This is a genomic window from [Collinsella] massiliensis, from assembly GCF_002161605.1.
Classification (GTDB): Bacteria; Actinomycetota; Coriobacteriia; order Coriobacteriales; family Coriobacteriaceae; genus Enorma.
Map to the genome: position 1 here is coordinate 176,117 of NZ_NFIE01000001.1, position 23,966 is coordinate 200,082.

Consider the following 23,966-nt stretch of genomic DNA (forward strand, 5'->3'; position numbering starts at 1 on the left):
TTCCTTTCAACCCCTTTTCTCATGATGACCCACTCAAAAAAAGGGTTGAAAGGAACACGTCCCCAACCAACCCCTCCCCAACCAACACATCGATAGGAGGGGCGCACCCGAGGTGGGCGCGCCCCGTTCGAGCTATTCGGCCTGCGCCTCGAGCTCGGCCTTCCGCTCGTTGATGTCCTTCTGGACCTCGATCATCTTCACGCGGGTGAGCGTGTAGAACTTCATGGCAACGAGGCCGATGATCCAGCCCAAAAGCGGGATGCCGAAGTAGAGGAAGAGACCCATGGCCTTGATCTCCGGCGTCGGGGCATCCGTGGGCTGCGGCGCGGTGTTCACGTAGCCGATGAGGCTCACGCCCACGGCGGCGATGGTGGTGCCGAGCGAACTGATGAACTGGTCGATGAAGTTGTAGGTGGCGGTCACCACGCCGGGCAGGTACTTGCCGGAGCGGCTGAGCTCGTAGTCCACCACGTCGGAGCGCATGGCGGTATCGGCCGTGGTGATGGCCATCTTGGCGGCGTTGATGAGGAAGAGCAGGCCGAAGAAGATGACCATGGGCACCATGGACTGCGAGATGGAGAGCATGTCGATGGAGTAGCAGTAGATGATGGCTACGATGGAGAGCACCGAGCCCACGATCATCGAGACGATGGCGATCGTACGGCTGCCGTACTTGCCGGCGAGCTTGCCCGCGAGCACCGCGAAGATGATCGAGGGCAGCGAGGTCACGGCGGTCACGATGGTGGAGAGCCCGATGTTGCCGATGAGGATGCCGAACACGAGCGTGGACACGATGGCCTGGCTCATGGTCTGCTGCGAGAGCTTAGCCGAAACGCAATGCAGGACGTACATCTGGAAGGGACGGTTATCCTTCAGCAGATGCCACATATCCTTGATGCCCACCTTCTCGTCCGAGGCGGTGATGTTCTCGAAGTTCTCCGCCTTGTCCATGTCCTTGACGCCCACGAACGACAGGAGCATGAACACGAGCGAGATGGGAATGTAGACGAGAGCGCAGGCCGAGAGCATCTGCGCGTTGTACTCGCCGCCGAACATGGGCAGGAGCACCACGTTCGAGACCACCATGAGGATCATGGGCACGAGGTAGCTATAGAGCGTGCCCCACACGCCCACGATGGGGCGCTGGCGCGGGTCGGTGGTGATGATGGGCGATGCCATGTTGCCGGCGATGTCGCAGATCGAGCTGCCCACGATGTAGATGAGGTAGAGCGCCACGAAGAGCACCACGCCGCCGCCGTTCGCCCACACGAAGAGCATGAGCGCCGCGATGGAGCGGATGACCCAACCGATGGCCGTGAAGAAGCGGATCTTGCCGAACTTGCCCGAATACCGGTCGATGACGAGCGCGATGAACGGGTCGATGACGCCGTCGAACACGCGCGAGCCGGTGAGCAGCACGCCCGCCAGGCCCATCGCGATGCCGTAGTTGACGTTCGCCGCGTAGCTCACGAGCGTGATGAGCGAGTAGAACGTCATGGACATGCCGTTCGACATCATGGTGAGCGCGATCTGCCACCACTTCGAATGCCGGTACTGGACGCCGTCCGCCTCGCTCGCCGTTTCCCTCTTTGTATGCGCCATACGGATCCCTCTCTCATCCCCGTCGCCGCGAAGCCATCGCGGCGCACAGCTGCATTACAAATGTAACGATTACATCTGTAATGATATTCGCTTGGCATCGACCCGGCGCGGACATATCCCATTGCTCCGCGAACGGTTGAAACTGTCCTCCAAACGGTAGGCTCCTCTAGGGCATACGCAGGTATTTTCTAATTCAATATGTCAAAATGCTTGCATTTTGCAGAGATTGGCGGGGTGCGCGAGATTCCCGCGCCCGCGGCTCGCACAACGCGTACAATTCGTTACATATGTAATGTAATGCGCACGGCATCGCGCCGGCGCTCCGTGGGCAGGCCCGCGCGGCGCGCCCACGTCTCCAAAGGGAGGACACCCATGGCCCGCACCGCAGTCCAGCAGATCATGATCGGAAGCGTCGCCGGCACCGAGGAGCGGGCGGCGTCCGCGCTCGCCGCCATCGCCGCGGCCGGCTACGACGGCATCGAGCTCAACGACTTCATGTGCACCCCCACCCCCTTCGTGGTGCGCGCGCTCACCCGCGCGGCGGGCATGCCCGTGGGCAAGGGCGGCAAGCTCGACTGGCCGCGCCTCGTGCGCGACGCCGGGCTCGAGGTGGTGAGCCTCCACACGAATCTCGGCGCGCTCAAGGAGCATCCCGAGCGCTTCGTCGAGCAGGCGCGCGGTTTCGACACCGCCACGGGCGTCATCACCGGCATGTACCGTTTCGACTATTCCGACCGCGACGCCGTGGAGGGGCTCGCGCGCGACCTCAACGCCTGCGGCGAGCGCCTCGCCCAGGAGGGCATGCGCCTGCTCTACCACAACCACAACTGCGAGTTCCGCAAGGTCGCACCCGGCATGACGGCCTACGAGCTGCTCATCGAGCAGACCGACCCCGCGTACGTGAACTTCGAGTTCGACTCGTACTGGCCGGCCGAGGCGGGCGTGGACGTGCTCGGCCTCATGCGCCGTCTGGGCGACCGCATGAAGCTCTACCACATCAACGACCGCGGCACGCGCATCGAGGGGCCGTCGATGACCCCCATCCTCACCTCCGACAGCATGGAGCTCGGCTGCGGGAACATGCCGCTCAAGGAGCTCGTCGAGCAGGCGCTCGCCGTGGACGTCGACGCCATCGTGCTCGAGACGCACAAGAACTGGGTGGACAAGTCGCCCATCAAGAGCCTCGAGGTCAGCGGCGCCTGGCTCCAGGAGCACGTGAAGTAGGATCCCGTTCCCGCAGGCACAAGAAGGGCGGCGCCCCGACCGGCCATATGCCAGTCGGGGCGCCGCCCGTTTCGCTATCTGCAGGCGCCTGCGCCCTTACGCGAACGCCTCGTTGATCTGGATGCCGAAGTCGCGGCAGGTGTCGCGGAGCCCCTGGTCGGAGATCTTGTTCAGGAAGTCGTCCGACCCGCCGTTGGCCGCGCGCGCCGCCACGTAGAGCTGCGCCGCCTTCTCGACCGTGTGCGCGAGGCCGAACGCCTCGTCGAAGTCGCGGCCGGTCGCGAAGAGCCCGTGGTGCGCCCAGACGGCGGTGCGGTAGGACTCCATCTTCTCGCTCGTGGCATCCGCGATGGCAGGGCCGCCCGGCACCATCCACGGCACCACGCCCACGCCCTCGGGGAACACCACAACGCACTCGGTCATCATCTGCCAGAGCTTGCGCGTGAAGGCGCGGTCCTCGAGCGGCACGAGGAAGCTCATCTCGATGATCCCCGGGCCGTGCATGTGGTAGCAGACGCGCGTGGCGCCGCCGTCATGCGCGCAGCGGACGGCCTGGTTCATGAAGTGGCTCTCGAACTCGCTCGTGGGCTTGCCGCCGATGGTGAGGCCCCAGCGCACGCGGTACGTGTCGCCCTCAGGGCCGATCTCCACGATGCCGGCGTTGCCCTCGATGTCGTCCTTCATGTTGCGCATGTAGCAGCCCGTGCCCTTGGCCATGAAGAAGGCGCCGGCCATGGAGGGCGCGCAGACGCCCATCTTGACCCAGGGGCGCGGCTCCGCGTCGAAGTAGGGCGCCGCCGCGGCGGCCTCCTCGTCGGTCAGGCGGTAGGTGAGGTTTCCGCCGTTGCGCTCATGCCAGCCCTCGTGCCAGCCGTCGTCGCACAGGCGCGCGAAGGCCTGCACGAAGGGGAGGTCGGTCATCTTCATATGCGTCATCCTTTCTCGAAGGTGCTGTTCGCGGTACAGGATATGCGGTGCGGGGCGCGCCGGTTCAGCGGCACACGATCTCGACCGGCACGTCGAGGATCTTCCCCACCTTGCAGATGGTGTCGGCGTGGCGCCCGATGGCTGCGGCCATGTGGTGCGTGGGGCCGGCCTCGCTCCAGCGGTTCACGAACTCCCGCGCGCCGATGGAGAACCGGGTGCGCATGTTGGTGTCGCCGAAGGTGAAGATGGGGCCCTCCTGGTTCTCGCCCTCCGCGACCACGAACTTGAAGCGGCCGTCGGCGTCCTGCGTGAGCGCCAGGTAGGTCACCGGCCCCGCAGGCGGGTAGAACTGCGTGAGGTAGCCACCGCCCGTCTTGCCGTGGAACACGGGCACGATCTTCATCGTGGGCTTGCGTGCGCGGCTGATGTCCGCGTCGCCCGACCCGGAGTGACCGATGATGCAGACGTCCTCGTCGAAGTCGATGGAGTACATCTCAGAGAGCTGGCCGGTGCCCGCGATGGTCTTCAGGATGCTCATGGCGATGGCGACCTTCATGTCGCCCTCCACCGCGCACGCCACGCCCTGCTTGATGAGCATGGAGAACGCGGGGATGAGCATGGAATCGAGCACGCCGGCCTTGCCCTGCGCGAAGCCGTTGTAGTGGCTGGCCACGAGGGCGAGCTGCTCGTCGCGCGCCCACCGCTCGAACGCGAGGACGTAGCGCGCCATCTCACGGATGGGCTCATCGGAGATGCTCGCGCCGCCCTCGACGTCGAAGGTGTCGAGGATCTCGCGCGCCTTGGCGTCGACCTCCGGGCCGTCGGCGACGTCGTCCGCGATGGCCCACATCTGCTCCCAGTCGAACTGCTTGGTGTAGAGCCCCAGGCGGTTGTAGAGGTTCGTCTCGTCGATGTAGAGGTCCATCATGCCCGGGTAGGGGCGGCCGATCTGCGCAATGTTCGTCCGACGGAGGCGGCGGCGCACCTGGGCGGCGCGGCACCAGGCGTCGAGCTCGCGCGCGACCTCCGGGTCACCGCCCTCGACGACCCCCGTGATGACGGCATGGCGCTTGCCCGCGCGCTCGAGGTCGGCAACGGCCTCGCCCACCGCGCCGCAGGCGTAGAGCTCGCCGAGCCACGTGGGGATGTCGGTCGCGGCGTAGTCGGGCGCGCGCCGCTTCTGCACGTTCACGATCACGACGGGCACGTCGAGGTCGCGGACGGCGGGCAGCACGTTGTACGAGGTCGCGTAGGTGAGCATCTGCAAGATCACGAGGTCCACGTCGGCAGCGCGGAAGGCGTCGCCCGCGGCCATGGCCTGCTCCTTGGTGGTGACCAGGCCGCCGTCGACGAGCTCGACCGTCTGGGGGAGCGTGGCCTTGAACTGGGCGTACTGCTGCTCGAACTCGGGCACGAGCTGCGGGAACTGCGGAAGGTAGGCGCCGAGGGCGATCGAGAAGACGCCGACGCGCGCTGTGGTCTCTACGAGCATGTGATCCTCCTTGGTCGGGCGCGCCGCATCAGCGCGCGGGGTCGAAACGCTGGATGGGGAACGAACGGGCGATGGCGGCGCGGGCCTCGTCCACCGAGGCGAACGTGCCCGCGGCGATCATCTGGACGATGAGGTTGCCCAGGCCGGTGCCCTCGACGGGGCCGGCGAGCACGGGCAGGCCGCACGCGTCCGCCGTGAGCTGGTTCAGGTAGGCGTCCTGCGAGCCGCCGCCCGTGATATGGATGGCCTCGAAATCGCGGCCGGTGAGCGCGCGCAGCTGCTCGACGCTCGCGGCGTAGGAGTCGGCGAGGCTCACGTAGATGGTGCGCATGAGCTCGCCCGGGGTCGCGGGGACGGGCTGGCCGGCGGCGGCGCAGGCGTCGCGGATGGCCTCGATCATGGAATCCGGCGCGAGGAAGGCCGCGTCATCCACGTCCACGCGTGCCTCGAAGGGCTCCGCTTGGCGTGCGAGCTCGATGAGGTCGCCGAAACCGTAGGGCTCGTGCGCGGCGCCGCCGATGCGCGCGGCCGCGGTCGCAGCCGGCTCCTTCCCCTCCACGTACGCGACGCCGTTGAGCTCGCGGCGCACGGACTGGATCATCCAGAGCCCCATGATGTTCTTGAGGTAGCGGTAGCGCCGCTCGAAGCCGCCCTCGTTCGTGAAGTTCCGCGCGCGGCTCTCCGGGGTGAGGACGGGCTCGGCCAGCTCGACGCCCATGAGGCTCCACGTGCCCGAGGACAGGAAGACCGATCGGTCGCCCTGCGCGGGCACGGCGAGGAAAGCGGAGGCGGTGTCGTGGCTCGCGGGCAGCACCACGCGGGCATCGAAGCCCGTGCGCTCGCGCACCTGGGGCGCGAGGTGGCGGATCACGGTGCCGGGCATGACGGGGGTGGCGAGCAGGCGCTCGGGGATGCCCGCCGCGCGCAGCACCGCGCCGTCCCACTCCCCCGTGCGGGCGTCGAGCATCCCGGTGGTGCTCGCATCCGTGTACTCGTTCAGGCGCGCGCCCGTGAGCCGCCATACGAGGTAGTCGGGAATCATGAGCAGGCGCTCCGCCCGCTCGAGCTGCTCCGGGTGCTCCGCGCGCAGGGCCATGAGCTGGTAGACGGTGTTGAACGGCTGGCGCTGGGTGCCCGTGCGCGCATAGAGCCATGCGGGGTCGAGCGCGGCGTCCGCCCGCTCGAAGATGCCGTCGGTGCGCGCGTCGCGGTACGACACCGCATCGCCCACGACCGCGCCCGCCTCGTCAAGGAGGACGAAGTCGCAGCCCCAGGTGTCGATACCGATGCTCTCGGGGGCAAGCCCGCGCGCCGCGCAGACGGACAGGCCGTCGAGCACGCCCTGGAAGAGCATTTCGAGGTCCCAGCAGTCATGCCCGTCCACGCGCCGCTGGACGTTGTCGAAGCGGTGCACCTCCTCGAGGCGGATCCGGCCGTCGTCCACCCAGCCCGCGAGCACCCGGCCGCTCGACGCGCCGATATCGACCGCCGCATGGCACCGCGCCCCCTCTGGCATCTTCATCGCGCATCGCCCTCGCTTCGCCTGGTTTCTGCTATGCACCGCTCATATAGTTGCATATGTAACTTTATAGCGGCTTGCATGATAGCACCGGACGCCCGCCGGAACGGGGCGTATGCGGATACATACCACGAACGGTCACAACGGCGCAGCGAACGGCGCGGGCAGGGGCGCCGGGCACCGCGTGCCTCGCTCGTTTTCCAACACTTTGTTGGAATTTGCTGGTTGATTGGGCCGCGCAGGAGCGCTCAGACTAAGAGGCGACAGCAAGGAGGTCAGCATGCATCACGCGAACGAGCCCGGCAGCACGGCCGCTCCCAACGCTTCCGCCGCCCCGAGCGCCCCCGACATCCCCACCGCCCCCGGCGGGGTCGTCTACCGCCGCGCGCCATATGGCCGCATCATCCTCGCGCAGTGCTCGAGCGCCATGTCCATGACGTTCTACACGCTCATCACGCTCATCAGCTACGCCGCGAACGTGAACTACGGCGTGGCCATGGGCGTGGCGGGGGTCATCCTCACCGGCGCGCGCGTGTTCGACGGCATCGTGAACCCGGCGATCGCCCTCGTCATGGACCGCATCAACCCGCGCCACGGCAAGATCCGGCTGTTCATGTGCGTGGGCTGGCTCATCAGCGCGCTGGCGGTCCTTGCCCTCTACACCTGGAGCGCCCAGGGCGGCGCCGTGCTCTTCGCCCTCGTCTACGCCCTCTACATCGTGGGCAACGCCACGACGGACATCGCCTGCAACATGGCGCCGAACATCATCACGAACGACCCCAGGCAGCGCCCCATGGTTGGCGTGATCGGCACCATCTTCGCCTACCTCGTGCCCATCGTGCTCACGCTCGTCATCACACTCGGGATCCTGCCGCGCTTCGGCAACGAGTATACGAGCAGCATGCTCGCCACCTGCGCCCTCGCCTACCTGCCCCTCTCGTTCGTCTTCCTCATCTTGAGCATGGTGGGCGTGTCGAAGGTCGACACCGCGGAGAACTACCGCAGGGTCGCCGGGAACGCCGAGCCCGTGGACGTCCACGACATGATGGGCCTCCTGCGCGGAAACAAGCCCTTCCAGATGTACCTCTTGAGCTGCGTGTCGTCCAAGCTCTCGCAGCAGACCATGAGCCAGGCCATCGTGAGCACCGTGGTGTTTGGCATCCTCATGGGCAGCGTGCAGTTCGGCAGCATCATGAGCGCGGTCACCTCGCTGCCGGCGCTCTTCGTGGCTTTCGCCGCGGGGCGCCTGTGCGGGCGACTCGGCAGCCGCGAGGTCTCGCGCGGGGCCATGCGCGTCGCCATCCTGGCCACGGCGGCGGCCATCGGCTTCTGCCTGGCGCTCAACATGCGCGACATCCCGCGCGACCCCGTGCTCACCGCGGCGTTCTTCGTGCTCATGGTAGTCATCTCGGCCATGCGCATGTGCATGACCACGGCGGACGGCGCCATGCGCGCCGATGTGATCGACTACGAGCTCTCCCGGTCGGGCAAGTACCTCCCGGGCGTGGTGGCGGCCACCTACAACTTCATCGACCGGCTCATCTCGTCGCTCGCCACCACGATCGCCTCGCTCGCCGTCGGCCTCGCCGGGTACGTGGCCACAGCTCCCCAGCCCACCGACGCGCCGACCCCCGAGCTCAAGGTCATCGGCCTCGCGCTGTACTTCGGCATGCCCATCGCCTCCTGGCTCATCGGGCTCGCCGCCATGAAGCGCTACAGTCTCACGCGCGAGCGCATGGTGGAGGTGCAGCGGGAGAACGCCGAGCACCGGGAACAGCAGGAGGCGTAGGGAGGCCGGAGGCGCTCAGGGCGCCGGGGTGTCCACGGGGTCGGACGCGTCAGTCCCCGCCGCATCGGCGCCGCCCAGGGCATCGACCGCGGCGAGGTTCGCGCGGACGATGGTCTGCGCCAGCTCGCGCACCTCCACGTCCGCCCCGTCGCGCAGCCAGTAGCTCACCAGGCCGAACATGCCCGAGAGCGAGTAGATGCACTGGTAGAGGTGGCTCCGCGCCTCCGGAGTGAGGCGCTCCCCCGGCGCGAGGGCGCGCGCGGCGAGGGCGGTGAGCAGCTTGCGCTCGAAGCCCGCCGAGCCGTGCTCGCCCCAGAGCACGCGGAACACGTCGGCCTGCTCGCCGATGTAGCCGAGCGCGGCCTCCACGATGGCCTCGAGGCGCTCGTGCGAGTAGCCGGCGCGCAGCTCCCTGCGGTCGACCTCGCGCGTGAGCCCCTCGATCACCCGCGCCTCGAGGCGATCGAGCTGGTCGAGGGGGTTGTCGAAGTACACGTAGTACGTCGAGCGGTTCACGCCCGCGCGCGAGCACAGCTCCGTCACCGTGACGCGTGTGATGGGCTTCTCCTGAAGCGCGTCGAGCAGCGTCTCGTCGAGCAGGCGCTTGGTGCGGCGCACGCGGGGGCTCTCCGCGCGTGCGCCGCCCGGTACCCGGGTCTCAGCGGCCATGGTTCGCCCGTACCGGCGCGCCCTACCGCGCGACGCGCGTGCCGCCGCCGGCCGAGGCGGCAACGGCGGCGATCTCGTCGGCGGTCACGAGGTTCGAGTCGCCGTGGATGGTGAGCTTGAGCACCGAGCCCGCGATGGCGTAGTCGATGGCCGCCTGCGGCGCGAAGCCGTGCAGGAGCGTGTGCAGGTACGCGCCGGAGAACGCGTCGCCCGCGGCCACGCCCTCGAGCACGTGGACGTCATAGACGGGGCTGAACCACCAGGCGCCCGCGCCGTCCGCACCCGCGGCGTCGGCGAGGCGCGCGGCGCGGCCGGCGAGCAGATCATCGGCCGAGGCGCTGTAGAGCATGCCCATCCAGCGGGAGTCCTCCACGCTCGCGATGTCGCGGACGACCGAGAGCACCTGCTTGCAGCCGAACTCGGCGCAGATCTGGCGCGCCATCTCCACGTAGTCGTCGCGCTCGGCGATGCCGTTCTTGAGCGAGCCGGAGACGCACGTCATGCCCAGGCCGGCGGGCGCGTCCTCGTCGTTCGCCACCACGATGTCCACCATGGGAAGCAGCCGGCGCATAACCTCCTGCGAGCGCTCCGGGCTCCACATCTTGCCGCGGTAGTTCACGTCGCACGCCGTCACGATGCCGCGCGCGCGGCACGCCGTGAGCGCATCCTCGCAGGCGACGGCCATCTCCGCGGACACCGCCGGGGTCACGCCGGAGAAGTAGAAGAGGTCGACGCCGTCCAGGATGGCGTCCCAGTCGAACACGTCGTGCGCGGCGAGGTTGATGGCGGAGTACTTGCGGTCGTAGACGCAGCCGTTGCCGCGCACGCTCGCACCCACCTCGAAGATGTAGCTGCCCAGGCGGTCGCCCTCGCGCACCACGCGCGCGGTGTCGACGCCGTAGGCGCGCAGGCTGCGCAGGGCGCACTCTCCGATGCGGTTCTTCGGCACCACCGAGACGTACGCGGCGTGATCGCCCTGGTAGGCCAGGGAGAGCGCGGTGTTCGCCTCGGCGCCGCCGTAGCGCACGTCGAAGCTCGCGGCCTGCTCGATGCGCAGCTGGTCGGGCGGCGAGAGGCGCATCATGATCTCGCCGAAGGTCAAGACGGTGCTGGTCTCAGAAAGCACGGGATACCTCCTTGTACCGAAAAGCGGATGCCCCTAAGTATAGGCGCACGGGCCGTCGCGCGGCCGCTCGCTCCGCGCTCTCGCGTTCATCGACAAACTTGTCAGTTTTGCACGCGAAGCGCTTTCGCAGCCGCCCTTCGTGCACAAACCCGTCAACTTTGTCCGCGAGGCGACCGGCATGGGCGCACGGGCAGCCGCGGCGCACACGAAAACGCGGGCGGGCCCCGAAGGACCCACCCGCATGTAAAATTACCCCTGGGGTTATTTTACGTTACTGGTTCGCCTGCGCGAGCTCCGCGGCGTGCTTCGCGTTGAGCTCCTCGGTCATCCTCTCGACCGTGTTCTTGTCGAGGTTGTAGATGAACTTGAGGGAGATGAACTGCAGCACGGCGCTGAAGAAGTACATCGCGGCGGTGAGGTAGCGCATGTTGAGCGCGATCTCGTAGGGCTGGTTCGCCTGGAGCGCCTCGTTGTAGCCGAAGGCGACCATGAGCACGAGGCCGATCGAGGGGCCGATGCCCTGGGCGATCTTGCGGAAGAACGACTGCATGGCGTAGATGGTGTTGTCCTCGCGACGCCCGGTCGACCACTCCTGGTAGTCGATCGCGTCGGCCACGAGCGCGTTGCCCACGCACATGAAGACGCCCATGCCCAGGCCGTAGAGCAAGATGCACACGAAGAAGATGATCATGCCGGTCGCGTCCGGGGTGATGGGCAGCACGATCATGCCGAAGGTGGCGAGCACGCCGAGCAGCATGCACGCGGAGGAGGCTTCCTGCTTGCCGAAGCGGCCGACGATCTTCTTCAGGAACGGCATGAACAGGAACATCGGCATGGTCATGCACATGGTGGTGAGACCGGAGAGGCGCATGTCGCCGAAGTAGGCCTGGAACATGACGGTCGTCGCGGTGGCGGCGCCGTACATGCCGAGGTACATGGCCACGGTGGGAAGCGTCGCGCCCACGGCGGGACGGTTCTTCATGAAGTCGACGATGGCGCGCAGGAAGTTGAAGCCGTCCTTCTTCGTCGACGGCGGAACCTGCACGCGCTCGATGGTGGTGTGGCACATGAACTGGATAGAGATGAGCGCGATGACGCCCATGATGAGCGCGGTCACGAAGAGCTTGCCGCCCATGATGTTGTTGTTCGCGTCATAGAGCAGCGAGGGCAGGATGGCCGCGACGCCCATCTGCGCCACGAGCGCGCCGAGCGAGCGCCAGGCGGAGAGCGACGCGCGCTCCGACGGGACGTTCGTGATGGCGGCGAGCATGGAGCCGTAGGGCACGTTCACGATCGTGTAGAAGGCATCCCACATGATGTAGCCGAACAGGCACAGCATGATCTTGGCGATCTGCGGAGCCTGCGGGAAGGGCAGGAAGCACAGGGCGGCGGCGATGGCCAGGCCGAACGAGCCGTAGTAGATGAACGTCTTGTACTTGCCGCGCTTCCAGTTGTCGACCTTCGCGGCGTCGATGAGGCCGCCGAGCAGCGGGTCGTTGATGCCGTCCCACACCTTGAGCACCACGAGCACCGCAGCGAACACGAGCGAGTTGATGCCCATGTACTGGGTGTAGAACAGGGTGAAGTAGGTGCCGGCGAGCGCGAAGCTCATGTTGCACCCGAAGTCACCGGCAGCGTAGGACAGGCAATCGAAGATGCCTACTTTCTTGCGCTTCTCAGGAATAGAAGCGGTAGCCATGGGACCCCCTTTCCTGGGCGCGCAGCTGGCGCACCCACATTCACATGCACCCCCCGATGCGTTTCACCGGGAGGGAAGCCCCGGCCGCGCGCGCCCGCTGTCCCCTATGCGGGCGCGCGACAAGCGGCCGGATGCCTTATAGAACGATGAACGCCATGGTGGCGGGCTCGACCACGAGGTCGCCGGCCGGCACGGAGACCGGATCCATGGCGGGCACCTCGTCGTTCTCGCCGAGCACGAGGTCGTGCCCGTTGAGCTTCATGGTCTGAGCGCGCAGGGTATCGGCGGAGAGCACGTAGACCTCGGCGTCCTTCGGCAGCTTGACCGTGGTCGCGTCGGTCTTGGAGTTGTTGATCACGAGCGCGGCGTAGCCGTCCTTGCCATCGGCGCGGTCGTGCACGAAGACGTGCGCGCCCTCCTGCACCGGCGCGGTCTCGTAGACCTTCTGGCCCATGATGCGGTTCCACAGCACCACGGCCCACCAGTTCGGACGCGGCAGGTGCGTCTTGCGGTCGAGGTAGCCGTAGTCGCTCGAGCTCAGCGTGTTGTGGAAGATCACGCCGTCGGTGATGGCGGAGAAGGTGCCGAGCTCGTTGAGGGTGCGGAAGACGTCCATGTAGGTGCTCGCCCAGGTGTCGCCGCCGCCGCCGGCGTCGCCGGACTCGGTGACCCACATCTGCGCGCCGGGCGCCCAGGCGTCGCGGCGCTTTGCGTAGTAGTTCGCGCTCGCGGACGCAGCGACGAGGTATTCCTCGGAGAGCGTCTTGTCGGCGTCCCAGTGCACGCCCAGCACGGCGAGGCGCTCGGAGATGCCGTTGTAGTAGTGGTAGGAGAAGACGTCCGGGGCCTCCTCGGCGATCTTGATGAGGTCGTCGGTATCGAAGACCTCCATGCCGAACTGCTTCATCATGTCGGAGACGCCGGAGACGCCGGCGGACTTGCCGTCCACCTGCACGTCATCGCCGCAGGCAGAGCACGCGACGACCTGGCACTCGGGATAGTTCTCGCGGATGAAGCGGGCGAAGAGGTCCTGGTCGCGCGCGTACTCCTTGACGCCGTAGCCGGGGATCTTCACCGTGGAGACCATGTTGGGCTCGTTCATGAACTCAGCCGCCTCGATGGGCACGCCGTAGTCGCGGCTGAAGTCGAAGATCACCTTGGCCTGGTCGCTCTTCCACGGGCCGTCACCGTCATGCGTGCCGGGGCAGTTCGCCACGGAGATCATGAGCTTGGCGCCGATGGCCTTCACGAAGTCGAGCACGCCAACCCACATGTCGCGCGTGAGCACGGCGCGGAAGCCCTCGGGGGCCTTGCCGTCTTCGCAGGTGCCGTCGAAGTCGTAGTAGGTGTCGGTCGCCCAGGAGCCGGAGACGCGCACCCACGCCGGGCCGATCTCCTTCGCGAGCTTGCGCAGGCGCTCGTTATAGAGGTTCGCGGGCGGGAACTCCTCCATGAGGGTGTTGGCGCCCTCGAAGCTGAAGTCCGCGAAGCTCTTGATCTGGGGGAATTCCTCCGTGCCGGCGATCTGGCCGGGCGTGTAGGGCTTCCAGAACGTCCCGCCGGTGACCTCGGTCATCTCGACGTTGTACGAGACGAGACGCTCGTCGACGGTCCTGGCCTCCTTGAGCTTCGAGGGATCGAGCTCGATGCAAACGGGCATGGGGTCTCCTTTCTCACCGTGCGGCGATGCTGGCGAACGCGACGCCGGGTCAGACCCGCGCCCCGAGCGCGCCGCATCGTTGCGCACCCCTCCCATGGCACGACTAATATATTACTTCCGCGGTGAGGCGCCCCCGGCTGCGCCGGGTTGCTCCGTGAACGGTCGAGGTTTATCGCCGAACGGGGCGGGCGGGGGTGCGTGATGGGAAGCACGCGGCGTTATGCAGGGTAAACCCCGCTGCGTCGAGATGCGGCTCCCCCGCTGGCGCGCGACCTGCGTCCGTGGGCGCGCCACCCGTCGCGCACCCACTCCGCTCGCCGTCGGAAGCCCGCCGCTCGCGGAAAAGTCGTCGCGCGTCCGAGAATTCCCCGTCTCTGGTATATCACTTTTGGGTAAGGTTCAAGCGTCACCGCAAGGCGCGCGCCCGGAGGGGAGCGCGCCGGCTCGCACTAGGAGGTACTATGCTCTACCCTGCACAAACGTCCTCGCGCTTCGTCGAGAACCTCAGCGGCGTCTGGGATTTCAAACTCGATGACGGCACCGGCCTCGACCAGAAGTGGTACGCGAAGCCGCTCGAGGACGTCACCACCATGGCCGTGCCCGCCGCCTACAACGATCTCAAGGAGGGCGTCGAGTACCGCGACCACTATGGTTGGGTCTTCTACCAGCGCAAGATCGCCGTCCCCGCCTTCGCCATGGGCCAGCGCGTGATGCTGCGCTTCTCGAGCGTCACGCACCATGCGCGCGTGTACCTCAACGGCGAGCTCATCTGCACGCACGAGGGCGGCTTCCTGCCCTTCGAGGTGCAGATCAACGACTTCCTCAAGCCCGGCGACAACCTGCTCACCGTGGCCGTGTCGAACATCATCGACTACACGACGCTGCCCGTGGGCGGCAAGTCGAGCATGATGGGCGGCCTCATGGGCGGCATGATGGGCGACACCGGCGAGTCCAAGCCGCGCAACAACCCGAACTTCGACTTCTTCAACTACGCGGGCATCCTGCGCCCCTGCTACATCTACACCACGCCCGAGGTGCATATCGAGGACATCGACCTCGTGCCCGCCGTGGACGGCGACGTCGCGACCATCTCCTACAAGGTAAGCGCCGTGGGCGAGGGCGCCTGCACCGTCGAGGTCTTCGACCGCGAGGGCGAGAAGGTCGCCGAGGCCGAGGGCTGCGAGGGCGCGCTCACCATCGAGGGCGTGCACCTGTGGAACCCCGGCGCCGCCTACCTCTACAACGTGAAGGTCACCTACGGCGAGGACGTCTACGAGCTGCCGTACGGCGTGCGCACCGTCGAGGTGCGCGGCAAGCAGTTCCTCATCAACGGCAAGCCGTTCTACTTCAAGGGCTACGGCAAGCACGAGGACACCTTCCCCGCCGGCCGCGGCGAGAACATGCCCATGAACGTGAAGGACCTCTCGCTCATGAAGTGGCAGGGCGCAAACAGCTTCCGCACGAGCCACTACCCCTACAGCGAGGAGATGATGCGCCTGTGCGACGCCGAGGGCATCGTCGTCATCGATGAGACCACGGCCGTGGGCGTGAACCTGGGCTTCGGCGGCGGCGCGAACGCGCAGGGCCAGGGCGTGCGCACCTTCGACCCCGTGAACGGCGTGCAGACGCAGGAGCACCACAAGGACGTCATCCGCGACCTCATCGCCCGCGACAAGAACCACGCCTGCGTGGTCATGTGGTCCATCGCGAACGAACCGGATTCCGCCGGCGAGGGCGCCTACGAGTACTTCAAGCCGCTCTACGACCTGGCGCGCGAGCTCGACCCGCAGAAGCGCCCGTGCACGCTCGTGAGCGTCATGATGCCCGATCCCACCAAGGACGTGAGCGCCCAGCTCTCCGACGTCATCTGCCTGAACCGCTACGCCGGCTGGTACGTGTGCGGCGGCGAGGACTTCGACAAGGCGCCGATGATCCTCGAGCGCGAGCTTGAGTACTGGCAGAACGTGGTGGGCAAGCCCGTGGTGTTCACCGAGTTCGGCGCGGACACCGTGGCGGGGCTCCACAACACCACGCCCGTCATGTACACCGAGGAGTACCAGGTCGATTACTACAAGATGAACTGCGACGTGTTCGACAAGTTCGACTGCGTCGTGGGCGAGCAGGTGTGGAACTTCGCCGATTTCGCCACCTCGCAGAGCCTGCTGCGCGTCGAGGGCAACAAGAAGGGCCTCTTCACGCGCGACCGCAAGCCGAAGCTCGCCGCGCACTGGTTCCGCCAGCGCTGGCACGAGATCCCGGACTTCGGGTACAAGGCGTAACCGCACCCTGTACCATGTGAGATAACCCCTGGGGCTTTGACAATGTCAAATTACCCCAGGGGTTTTTCGACGCTTGCCGTCCCCGTCCGCCGTCAGGCCCTCGCATCGCGCCGCAGCATCTGGGCAACCCTGACGGCGCAGTACGCGAGCTGGATGCCGAGGGCGCTCCTGATGCCCGCGCGGATGCGGTCGAATCGCCGCGCGCCGTAGTTCTGCCCCGCGTAGGAGGCCACCGCCATGCCCATGAGTCATTGGGGACGGGTTCAAATGGCTCAGCGAGACAATGGGGGCGGGTTTAAATGACTCAGTAAGTCAATTGAACCCGTTCCCAATGTCTCATGTCCTAAACCCCTAGGGTACGGATGGGAATGACGAACACCCCGTCGGCACGTCGATATGCTGCATCGCCGGCACCGACGATCACCGCCAGAAACGACGGAGCCTCAACGCGCTTCTGCGTGTCTCGGAGCAGTTTTTTCTGCAGCATCAGCAGGTTTTTCGCCCCCTCTTCCACCTTGCTATGACTCAGCTTTATCTCGCACGCGCCCCATCTGCCATCTGCAAGCTCGATAATCGCATCAACCTCCAGATTGGAGTCATCGCGATAGTAGCGAACGGGATGGTCTGAAGCCATGGGATGCGCAGAGGCATAGACGAGCAAATCGCGGATGACAAGGTTCTCGAACACCATGCCGAACGTCTGCCAATCTTGCAAAAGGCGCTCAGGGCTCATGCGCAAGAGCGCGACTCCAAGCGAGGGATCGGCAAAATAGCGCTTGGGAGACACGCGCATGCGCTGGGGCGAACGGGATGCCGGCACCCAGCCTTCGATGTCATCGACGAGGTAGATACCGGCGAGCAGGTCGAGATGGCGTGACACTTCCCGCTGTTCAGCATCGCGAACCTCGGTTTTCTTCTCATGGCCGAAGACATCTTGCGCAAGCGTCACGTTCGTCGCGCTCTGGCCGACGGTGCGGGCAAGCGAACGGCACAAGCGTTCGGCGATACGGGCATTTCCGCCAAGACGGGGAATGCTCTGCTCATACACTTGGGCAAGATACGAACGGACAATCACCTGGGCATCCTCTGGTGAGGCATCGGTAGCTTCAGGCCAGCCGCCACGGCAGACGAGCCGTGCAAGGCCATCGATGTCGGCCTTCGCTGACGCGTGTTCGAAGCGATCCTCGAAGAGTCCCGCCAAGCTCACCGCTCCGCTTGAATCGCCCGATTCCTGCAGCGTCATTGTATGCATCGAAATGCGCCCGATTCGACCGGCACCGCTATGGGCAACCTGTTCTTTTTCTGGCGTAGAGGATCCCGTGAGAATCCAAAGCCCGTGGATGCCGCCGGCATCGTCGACAGTGTGGCGCACGGTATCCCAGATGGCAGGCACGCGTTGCCACTCATCGATAAGGTGCGGCGACGCGCCTGCGAGCGCGAATGCAGGATCTGCCTGCGAGGCTTCCAGATTGCCGCCTCGATCTACATATGTCACGCTCTTCGCCTGAGTGAGCGCAGACCATGTTTTCCCACACCATTTCGTGCCGGAAACCTCCACAGCACCGAACAAGCGCAGATACCGCTCCATCTGCCGATCGACAATCCTCGGCCTATAACCCTCCGGCGTTAGCGTATCGGGCGCGCTTCCCATGCCCTCCATGTTCCCCATCCGTTCTCGATATTACACGGAATCTACCAGGTCATTCCAAGATTACGAATTATAGAGTACCATGATTACGAATAAACTTGCACCATAATTGCGAATGGAAATACACCAAGAATACGAATCGTTCTGAGACGCTGACAAGAGCTTGACGCCTCGCGCCAAACCCCACCTCGGGTGCACGCTGCCCTGAGTCATTGGGGACGGGTTCAAATGACTCGCTGAGTCAAATGAACCCGTCCCCGATGACTCACCAACGACTCAGGGGCGGTGCTTGTGCAGGATGAGGGCCACCAGGGTCGCGCAGTACGCGAGCGCGAGCGCCCAGGCCAAGGGGTTCGCCAGGCAGATCATGAGGAAGCCGCCGCCGGCCACGGCCGCGACGCTGCCCGCGCACCGCCCCGCGAGCTCGCCCACGCCCGAGATGATCGCCTGCACGCTGTGGCCCATGCCCTGCAGGGTGTTGCGGAACACCATGAGCGAGCCGTGCAGGATGAAAAAGCAGCTGATGACCGAGAGGTACTCGACGGCCTCGGACGTGATGGCGGGGCTTGCCCCGTCGCCGAGCACGAAGCCCACGAGCGCGCCTTTGAGCAGGAAGATCGCGAGCCACGCCACGGCGCAGTACACGAGCTGGATGCCGAGGGCGCTCCTGATGCCCGCGCGGATGCGGTCGAATCGCCGCGCGCCGTAGTTCTGCCCCGCGTAGGAGGCCACCGCCATGCCCACGCTCTCCATGGGCAGGGTGAAGAGCTGGCGAATCTTCTCGCCCGTGGTCTGCGCGGTCACGGTCACGGTGCCGAAGGAGTTGATGGCGCCCTGCATGGCGAGCGCGCCCACCGCCGAGACCGAGTACTCGAAGCCCATGGGCAGCCCGATCACGCAGAGCCGGCGCAGGTGCCGGGCGGACGGGGCCATCGCGGCGCGGTCGACGCGCACCCAGGGCACGCGCGAGAACCCCCACCAGCAGTTGAGCGCCACCGAGAGCAGCGTGCCGAGCACATCGCCCAGGGCGGAGCCCGCCACGCCCATGTCGAACACGAGGATGAACACGAGGTCGAGCCCCACGTTCACCACGCACGAGATGGCGAGGAAGATGAAGGGGTGCCGCGAGTCGCCCACCGCGCGCAACACGGCGGCCGAGAAGTTGTAGAAAAGGGTCGCAGGGATGCCCGCGAACACGACCACGATGTAGATGGTCGCCATGTCGAGCAGGTCGGCAGGGGTGCCCAGCAGCACGAGCAGCGGCCGCGCCGCCGCGATCATGGCGACGGCGAGCACGATGCTCAGAACCGCGGAAGCCCACGCGCCGTTCCACAGGTAGCGGCGGAACCCCTCCTCGTCATGGGCGCCGAAGCGCTGCGCCACGGGGATGCCGAACCCGATGCCCGCGCCCTGCGCGAAGCCGAGCACGAGGAAGTTGAGCGCGTACGTGGCGCCCACGGCGCCGAGCGCGTCCGGCCCCACGAAGCGGCCGACCACCACGGTATCGGCGAAGTTGTAGAGCTGCTGGACGAACGAGCCCAGCACGAGCGGCACGGAGAAGCGCAGGAGCTGCGTGAGCGGCCGCCCCATCGTCAGGTCTGTGGTGACGTTCGGCATCGCGCTCCCCCTGCGCCCGTCCCTCCCCACGGGATGTCGAAAAACCCCTGGGGTATTTTTACATTACCGGGCGACGTCGGCGCCCGAGTGCAGGAACTGCTCGACCTCCGCGGCAGTGAAGCGGTTGCAGTCGCCCGCCACCGTGTGCTTGAGCGCGCCGGCCGCGCAGCCGAACTCGATGGTGCGCTGCGCGTCCCAGCCCGAGAGCACACCGTGCAGCACGCCCGCCGCGAAGGCATCGCCCCCGCCCACGCGGTCGACGATGGGCTCGATGCGGTGCGTGCGCGAGTGCACGAGCGCGCCGCCGCGCGTCATGAGATAGCCGGTGAGGTCGTTCGAGCTGCTCGAATGCACCACGCGGCACGTGGAGTACACGGTCTCGAGCAGCGGCGCGGCCTCGAACAGGCGCGTGTAGGCGTCGGAGAGGGCGCCCTCGTCCCACGCCGTGCGCTCGAGCCCGAGCGCGCTCTGCACGTCGCCGATCCCCGCGGAAAGGACGGAGATGTAGGGCAGCAGCTCGAGGAAGACCTCCATGCACGCGTCCCAGCTCCAGAGCTTCGCGCGGAAGTTCACGTCGTAGCTCACGCGCACGCCGCGCTCGACCGCCCCGCGCACCACCGCGGGCGCGATGACGCGCCAGGTGGGGGAAACCGCCGGCGTCACGCCGGAGATGTGGAGCAGGTCGGCGTCGCCGAAGAGCTCGTCCAGGTCCCACGGGCAGGCGTCCACCGCAGCGAACGACGAGCCCGCACGGTCATAGGTGGCCTGCGAACCGCGGGCGCCCACGCCCTCCTCGAGGTAGTACGTCCCCAGGCGGGCGCCGCCGCGCAGCACGCGCGAGCAGTCGACCCCGAAGCGGGAGAGATGCCGCACCGCGCCGTCTCCCAGCGGATTCTCGGGCACGACGCTCGCGAACGCCGCCGTATGGCCGAACTGCGCGAGCGACACCGCGACGTTCGCCTCCGCGCCGCCGTAGTTTGCCGCGAGCACCGAGGCGTCCGCCAGCCGCACGCCGTCGCCCACGGAAAGCCTGAGCATGATCTCGCCGAGTGTCAGAACCTTCGCCATGAACCCGCCCCTTCTCCCCATGTAAAATTACCCCAGGGGTTTTTTGACATACAGGCGGGTGGCCCGGGCCGAGCCCAAGCCACCCGAATCGCGCAAAGCGCTCGCTACTCGAAGAAGCCGAAGTAGTCGTGGGCGTTGTTGTAGCAGATGTCCTCGACGATCTTGCCCAGGTACGCCTCGTCCTCGGGCACGCGGCCCTGCTCGACCCACTCGCCGATGGTGTGGCAGAGCACGCGGCGGAAGTACTCGTGGCGCGGGTAGCTCAAGAACGAACGGGAATCCGTGAGCATGCCGGTGAAGTTGGCGATGAGGCTCTGCTCCGCCATCATGGTGAGCTGGCGCTTCATGCCGTCGAACTGGTCGTTCACCCACCAGGCGCAGCCGAGCTGCAGCTTCTGCTTGCAGCCGCCCTGGAACGACTGCATGAGCGTCGAGAGGCCGAGCCAGTCGTTCTCGTTGAGCGAGTAGAGGATGGTGCGCGGCAGCGCGTCCTCGCGCTCGGCGGCGTCGAGGTAGCGCGCCATCTCGCTGGCGAGGCCGGGCTGGTCGCCGGCGGAATCGAAGCCCTTGTCGCGGCCGAGCGCCTCGAAGCCGCGGGTGTTGGCGTTGCGCAGGGCGTTCACGTGGAACTGGAACACCCAGTTGTGCTCGGCATAGAGGCGCATGAGCTCGAGGCAGAGCGCCGTCTGGTACTTGCACACGTCCACCTCGGGAAGCACCTCGCCGGCGAGGCGGCGCGCCACGATGTCCTCGAGCTCCTCGGGCGTGGCGGGCACGAAGCGCACCACGTCGGTGCCGTGGTCGGCCAGGCGCCCGCCCACGCTGTGGAAGTAGTCCACGCGCTGCGCCGCGGCCTCGACGAGCCCGGCGAAGCTGTGCGCGTCCACGCCGGCGGCCTCGCCGATGCGGTCGCAGTAGGCGGCGAAGTCGGGGCGGTCGATGCCCATGAGGCCGTCGGGACGGTAGGTGGGCAGCACCTTGAAGCCCAGGTCCTCGACCTCGGCGAGCTGCTTGTGGTAGGCCAGGTCGTCCGCCGGGTCATCGGTGGTGCAGAGCGCCTTCACGCCGGCGTTCTTGATGATCTGGCGCGGGCGGAAGTCGTCGGAGGCGATGCGCTCGTTCGCGCGCTCCCAGATGCTCTGGGCGTTCTTCTCGCAGATGACGTCCTCGATGCCGAAGAAGCGGCGCAGCTCCAGGTGGCTCCACTCGAAGATGGGGTTGCCCGGCGCCTGCTCGACGGTCTTCACGAACGCAAGGAACTTCTCGTAATCGTCGCCGTCGCCCGAGATGAGCTCCTCGGGCACGCCCGCCGCGCGCATGAGGCGCCACTTGTAGTGGTCGCCGGCGCCGTCCTTGCAGATCCAGATCTCGGCGAGGTTGCCGAAGCGCTCGTTCTCCCAGATCTCCTTCGGGGAGAGGTGGCAGTGGTAGTCGATGATGGGCATGTGCTCCGCGTGGTCGTGATAGAGCTTCTTCGCCCAATCGGTCGTGAGCAGGAAATCGTCGTTGAGTAGCATGACCGCCTCCTTGAGACGGGCCTGGGACGGGAACCAAGCCCATCGGTACCTCCGCGGCTCCCAGTGAAGCCGACGCATCAAGCACCCGCCTGCATGCGCTGATCTTGCCACTAATATATCAGAAATGGGAAACGTCGCTGCAGGTTGGATGGCGGAAATACGCGAGCGGTAGCCCCCGACGGCGCAACGGCTCGACGGGGCGTCGAAGCGGAGCGCTACCGGGCGAGCACGCGGCCGCGGCTTGCCCTACGCGTCCACGACCATCGTCCCGGCGAGCAGGTCGTGGAGCGAGCGGCCGTCGCGCCTGAAGGCGAAGAGCGCCACGCTCGCGAGCGTGATGGCGAAGCTCACCGCATACGCCCACGTGGGCAGGACGGCGCCGGTCGCGATCTCCACGAGCCCGCGGATCACCGTGCTCGTGCCCACCGCGGCGCCCTCGATGAGCATCATGCCGAGCACCTGGCGCACGGCGAGCGCCACGGGCGAGGCCTCGCCGCCGCCTACCGCGACGATCCGCACGTGGAGCAGGCGCTTCCCGAGCGTCTGTCCCGCGCACGCCATGGGCACGACCGCGTAGTACACGAGCCCCGCGAGCAGCCCGGCGATGCCCGCGTACAGGCCGTACGGCGCGACGAAGGTCGAGATGAGCTGGTCGGTGACCTCGCGCCCCTGCATCGAGGCGACGAAGGCGATGGGCAGCGACGTGGCGAGCGCGCCCACGTACCAATCGAACGCGAACGCCGCGCCGCGCCGCCAGAACGTCGCGGGTGCCAGCACCCTTGCGCTGCTACCAGACCGTTTGCCCATCTCGTCCTCGCCTTTCATCGCATGCCCCGCGCGCGGGCGCACGAAGCGCCTCCCCCGCGCGGGGCAGATCGTCCGTATGCCCTACCGAATGAACCCGAACGGGTGCTCCGGCAGGATGTAGTCGAGCAGGAACTGCTCCTCCTCGGGGATGCGGCCCACGCGGTTGCGCACGCCGTCGTTGGGGATGTCGCGCGTGGCGATCTGGATCTCGCCGCGGTAGTGCGCCATGTTGTCGTTCACCACGAGCACGTCGCCCTTCGTGAACACGGGCGCGTCGAACGCGCGCGGGGCGATCTGGCGCTCACGGAAGGACGAGCGCGACCACGAGGAGCGGATCATGTACGGCGACGGGTCGTGCCGCGCGGCGTGGTCGAAGTCGAACACGATCTCGCGCTCGGCCTCGGAGATGCCCTCATCGAGGTCGATGCGGCAGCGCACGCGCGTGAGGTCCACCGCGGCCATGGCGGCGAGCTCGTCCTCGGAGGCGAAGCAGTTGCCGATGATCACGTCGTCCACCAGCCCGCTCGCGATCACGTGGCGCACCTGCAGGTCGATGGGGCGGTGACGGTCGTCCTCGCAGGTGGGCAGGCCCGCGAACACCGGCCAGGGGCCGAAGGTGTCGGGCTGCTGGCTCGAGACGAACGCCGCGAGCGGCATGCTCAGATCCTTGTAGATCTTCGAGTAGCGCTCGAAGTACTCCTCGCAGAGCCCCGTGTAGGGCTCGGGGTAGAAGTTGTGGCACGCGACCATGTTCTTCGCGTTCGCGCCGCGCTCGATGAGGTTCGCGAGCGGGTGGTTATGGCTCGCGTTGAACTCGATGCCGATGCCGTAGGGGTTGCGCGTGAGCACGATGTTGCCCCGGTCGCCGAAGTGGCTGTCGAGGCGGATGATGTCCACGCCCATCTTCGCGAACGGCGCGATGTCGAACGGCGTGGCGCCCAGGCGCTCGAACACGGTCTCGTTCGTATCGACCGCGACCATGAAGCCCAGGTCGTGCGCATAGGAGATGAACGAGCCGAACTCCTCGACGGTCTCCTCCGCGCCCTTGTCCACCGAAAGCAGGCAGGTGAAGATGCGGGTGAAGCCGTGCGCCGCCGCGCGCTCCAGATACGCGCGGTCGGCCTCGGGGGTCGAGTGCTCGGGATAGACGGAGATACCTAGGCGACGCATGGGAACGCCCCTTTCAGAAATCGAAACCGTAGGGTTGTAGCAGGCCGGCGATGGCGCGGCAGCAGACGCGCTCGCCGCGTGCCGGCGCCAGCCGCGTGCCGGAGCCGGATGCCCAGGGGCGCCGGTGCCGGAAAGGAGACGGGCGGCACCGGC

Annotated in this window: 18 protein-coding genes; 3 read left to right on the forward strand and 15 right to left on the reverse strand. The window is 66.8% G+C overall.

The genetic code is table 11. The features are described 5' to 3' along the window. Positions 1–132: 132 nt before the first annotated feature. Entirely contained in the window at positions 133–1,602 is a 1,470-nt protein-coding gene (locus tag B5G02_RS00735) for an MFS transporter (protein WP_094334788.1), read from the reverse strand. A 372-nt stretch (positions 1,603–1,974) separates the two neighbouring features. Between B5G02_RS00735 and B5G02_RS00740 the strand changes: the two genes are divergently transcribed. After that, entirely contained in the window at positions 1,975–2,826 is an 852-nt protein-coding gene (locus B5G02_RS00740; RefSeq protein ID WP_094334789.1) for a sugar phosphate isomerase/epimerase family protein, read from the forward strand. A gap of 96 nt (positions 2,827–2,922) precedes the next feature. Here the strand turns inward: B5G02_RS00740 and rhaD are convergent, their stop codons facing one another. From rhaD to B5G02_RS00755, 3 genes are all read right to left on the reverse strand, one after another. Then, positions 2,923–3,753, reverse strand: a complete 831-nt coding sequence (gene rhaD, locus B5G02_RS00745; protein WP_094334790.1) for a rhamnulose-1-phosphate aldolase — start codon at positions 3,751–3,753, stop codon at positions 2,923–2,925. A gap of 64 nt (positions 3,754–3,817) precedes the next feature. Beyond that, positions 3,818–5,245, reverse strand: a complete 1,428-nt coding sequence (locus B5G02_RS00750; protein ID WP_094334791.1) for an arabinose isomerase — start codon at positions 5,243–5,245, stop codon at positions 3,818–3,820. 28 nt (positions 5,246–5,273) lie between these two features. Further along, complete coding sequence (locus B5G02_RS00755) at positions 5,274–6,767, reverse strand: rhamnulokinase (protein ID WP_094334792.1); 1,494 nt, start codon at positions 6,765–6,767, stop codon at positions 5,274–5,276. Between the two features lie 277 nt (positions 6,768–7,044). Between B5G02_RS00755 and B5G02_RS00760 the strand changes: the two genes are divergently transcribed. After that, positions 7,045–8,553: an MFS transporter gene (locus B5G02_RS00760; RefSeq protein WP_094334793.1), complete on the forward strand. Its 1,509-nt coding sequence runs from the start codon at positions 7,045–7,047 to the stop codon at positions 8,551–8,553. A 15-nt stretch (positions 8,554–8,568) separates the two neighbouring features. Here B5G02_RS00760 and B5G02_RS00765 read toward each other — a convergent pair whose 3' ends face one another. The 4 genes from B5G02_RS00765 to B5G02_RS00780 form a co-directional block, all read right to left on the reverse strand. Continuing rightward, complete coding sequence (locus B5G02_RS00765; protein WP_094334794.1) at positions 8,569–9,222, reverse strand: TetR/AcrR family transcriptional regulator; 654 nt, start codon at positions 9,220–9,222, stop codon at positions 8,569–8,571. Between the two features lie 22 nt (positions 9,223–9,244). Continuing rightward, positions 9,245–10,348 (reverse strand): sugar kinase, encoded by a 1,104-nt coding sequence (locus B5G02_RS00770; RefSeq protein WP_094334795.1) that lies wholly within the window; start codon positions 10,346–10,348, stop codon positions 9,245–9,247. 271 nt (positions 10,349–10,619) lie between these two features. Continuing rightward, positions 10,620–12,047, reverse strand: coding sequence for an MFS transporter (locus B5G02_RS00775; RefSeq protein WP_094334796.1), 1,428 nt, complete (start codon positions 12,045–12,047; stop codon positions 10,620–10,622). 136 nt (positions 12,048–12,183) lie between these two features. Further along, positions 12,184–13,707: a beta-glucuronidase gene (locus B5G02_RS00780; protein ID WP_094334797.1), complete on the reverse strand. Its 1,524-nt coding sequence runs from the start codon at positions 13,705–13,707 to the stop codon at positions 12,184–12,186. Positions 13,708–14,168: 461 nt separating this feature from the next. Between B5G02_RS00780 and uidA the strand changes: the two genes are divergently transcribed. Next, positions 14,169–15,986 (forward strand): beta-glucuronidase, encoded by a 1,818-nt coding sequence (gene uidA, locus B5G02_RS00785; protein ID WP_094334798.1) that lies wholly within the window; start codon positions 14,169–14,171, stop codon positions 15,984–15,986. A 92-nt stretch (positions 15,987–16,078) separates the two neighbouring features. On the opposite strand, the gene B5G02_RS10090 is transcribed toward uidA, so the two are convergent. From B5G02_RS10090 to B5G02_RS00815, 7 genes are all read right to left on the reverse strand, one after another. Next, positions 16,079–16,225: a hypothetical protein gene (locus B5G02_RS10090; protein WP_162609737.1), complete on the reverse strand. Its 147-nt coding sequence runs from the start codon at positions 16,223–16,225 to the stop codon at positions 16,079–16,081. 104 nt (positions 16,226–16,329) lie between these two features. After that, the gene (locus B5G02_RS00790) at positions 16,330–17,646 is read right to left on the reverse strand and encodes an ATP-binding protein (RefSeq protein ID WP_026089015.1); all 1,317 of its coding nucleotides are present in this window, start codon (positions 17,644–17,646) and stop codon (positions 16,330–16,332) included. 264 nt (positions 17,647–17,910) lie between these two features. After that, positions 17,911–19,251, reverse strand: coding sequence for an MATE family efflux transporter (locus tag B5G02_RS00795; protein WP_094334799.1), 1,341 nt, complete (start codon positions 19,249–19,251; stop codon positions 17,911–17,913). A gap of 63 nt (positions 19,252–19,314) precedes the next feature. Next, positions 19,315–20,319, reverse strand: a complete 1,005-nt coding sequence (locus B5G02_RS00800; RefSeq protein ID WP_094334800.1) for a sugar kinase — start codon at positions 20,317–20,319, stop codon at positions 19,315–19,317. Between the two features lie 104 nt (positions 20,320–20,423). Next, on the reverse strand, positions 20,424–21,836 hold the full coding sequence (gene uxaC, locus B5G02_RS00805; protein WP_094334801.1) for a glucuronate isomerase: 1,413 nt from the start codon (positions 21,834–21,836) through the stop codon (positions 20,424–20,426). 246 nt (positions 21,837–22,082) lie between these two features. Beyond that, the gene (locus B5G02_RS00810; RefSeq protein ID WP_241146105.1) at positions 22,083–22,643 is read right to left on the reverse strand and encodes an RDD family protein; all 561 of its coding nucleotides are present in this window, start codon (positions 22,641–22,643) and stop codon (positions 22,083–22,085) included. Between the two features lie 81 nt (positions 22,644–22,724). Continuing rightward, on the reverse strand, positions 22,725–23,813 hold the full coding sequence (locus tag B5G02_RS00815; RefSeq protein ID WP_094334803.1) for a DUF871 domain-containing protein: 1,089 nt from the start codon (positions 23,811–23,813) through the stop codon (positions 22,725–22,727). Positions 23,814–23,966: the final 153 nt, after the last annotated feature.

Excerpts from the sequence above, each read along its gene's own strand:
- B5G02_RS00735 (WP_094334788.1), bottom strand. The coding sequence starts at position 1,602 with ATGGCGCATACAAAGAGGGAAACGGCGAGCGAGGCGGACGGCGTCCAG.
- B5G02_RS00800 (WP_094334800.1), bottom strand. The coding sequence starts at position 20,319 with ATGGCGAAGGTTCTGACACTCGGCGAGATCATGCTCAGGCTTTCCGTG.
- uxaC (WP_094334801.1), bottom strand. The coding sequence starts at position 21,836 with ATGCTACTCAACGACGATTTCCTGCTCACGACCGATTGGGCGAAGAAG.
- B5G02_RS00755 (WP_094334792.1), bottom strand. The coding sequence starts at position 6,767 with ATGAAGATGCCAGAGGGGGCGCGGTGCCATGCGGCGGTCGATATCGGC.
- rhaD (WP_094334790.1), bottom strand. The coding sequence starts at position 3,753 with ATGAAGATGACCGACCTCCCCTTCGTGCAGGCCTTCGCGCGCCTGTGC.
- B5G02_RS00790 (WP_026089015.1), bottom strand. The coding sequence starts at position 17,646 with ATGGAGGGCATGGGAAGCGCGCCCGATACGCTAACGCCGGAGGGTTAT.
- B5G02_RS00795 (WP_094334799.1), bottom strand. The coding sequence starts at position 19,251 with ATGCCGAACGTCACCACAGACCTGACGATGGGGCGGCCGCTCACGCAG.
- B5G02_RS00780 (WP_094334797.1), bottom strand. The coding sequence starts at position 13,707 with ATGCCCGTTTGCATCGAGCTCGATCCCTCGAAGCTCAAGGAGGCCAGG.
- B5G02_RS00740 (WP_094334789.1), top strand. The coding sequence starts at position 1,975 with ATGGCCCGCACCGCAGTCCAGCAGATCATGATCGGAAGCGTCGCCGGC.
- B5G02_RS00775 (WP_094334796.1), bottom strand. The coding sequence starts at position 12,047 with ATGGCTACCGCTTCTATTCCTGAGAAGCGCAAGAAAGTAGGCATCTTC.
- B5G02_RS00765 (WP_094334794.1), bottom strand. The coding sequence starts at position 9,222 with ATGGCCGCTGAGACCCGGGTACCGGGCGGCGCACGCGCGGAGAGCCCC.
- B5G02_RS00815 (WP_094334803.1), bottom strand. The coding sequence starts at position 23,813 with ATGCGTCGCCTAGGTATCTCCGTCTATCCCGAGCACTCGACCCCCGAG.
- B5G02_RS00810 (WP_241146105.1), bottom strand. The coding sequence starts at position 22,643 with ATGGGCAAACGGTCTGGTAGCAGCGCAAGGGTGCTGGCACCCGCGACG.
- B5G02_RS10090 (WP_162609737.1), bottom strand. The coding sequence starts at position 16,225 with ATGGCGGTGGCCTCCTACGCGGGGCAGAACTACGGCGCGCGGCGATTC.
- B5G02_RS00750 (WP_094334791.1), bottom strand. The coding sequence starts at position 5,245 with ATGCTCGTAGAGACCACAGCGCGCGTCGGCGTCTTCTCGATCGCCCTC.
- B5G02_RS00760 (WP_094334793.1), top strand. The coding sequence starts at position 7,045 with ATGCATCACGCGAACGAGCCCGGCAGCACGGCCGCTCCCAACGCTTCC.
- uidA (WP_094334798.1), top strand. The coding sequence starts at position 14,169 with ATGCTCTACCCTGCACAAACGTCCTCGCGCTTCGTCGAGAACCTCAGC.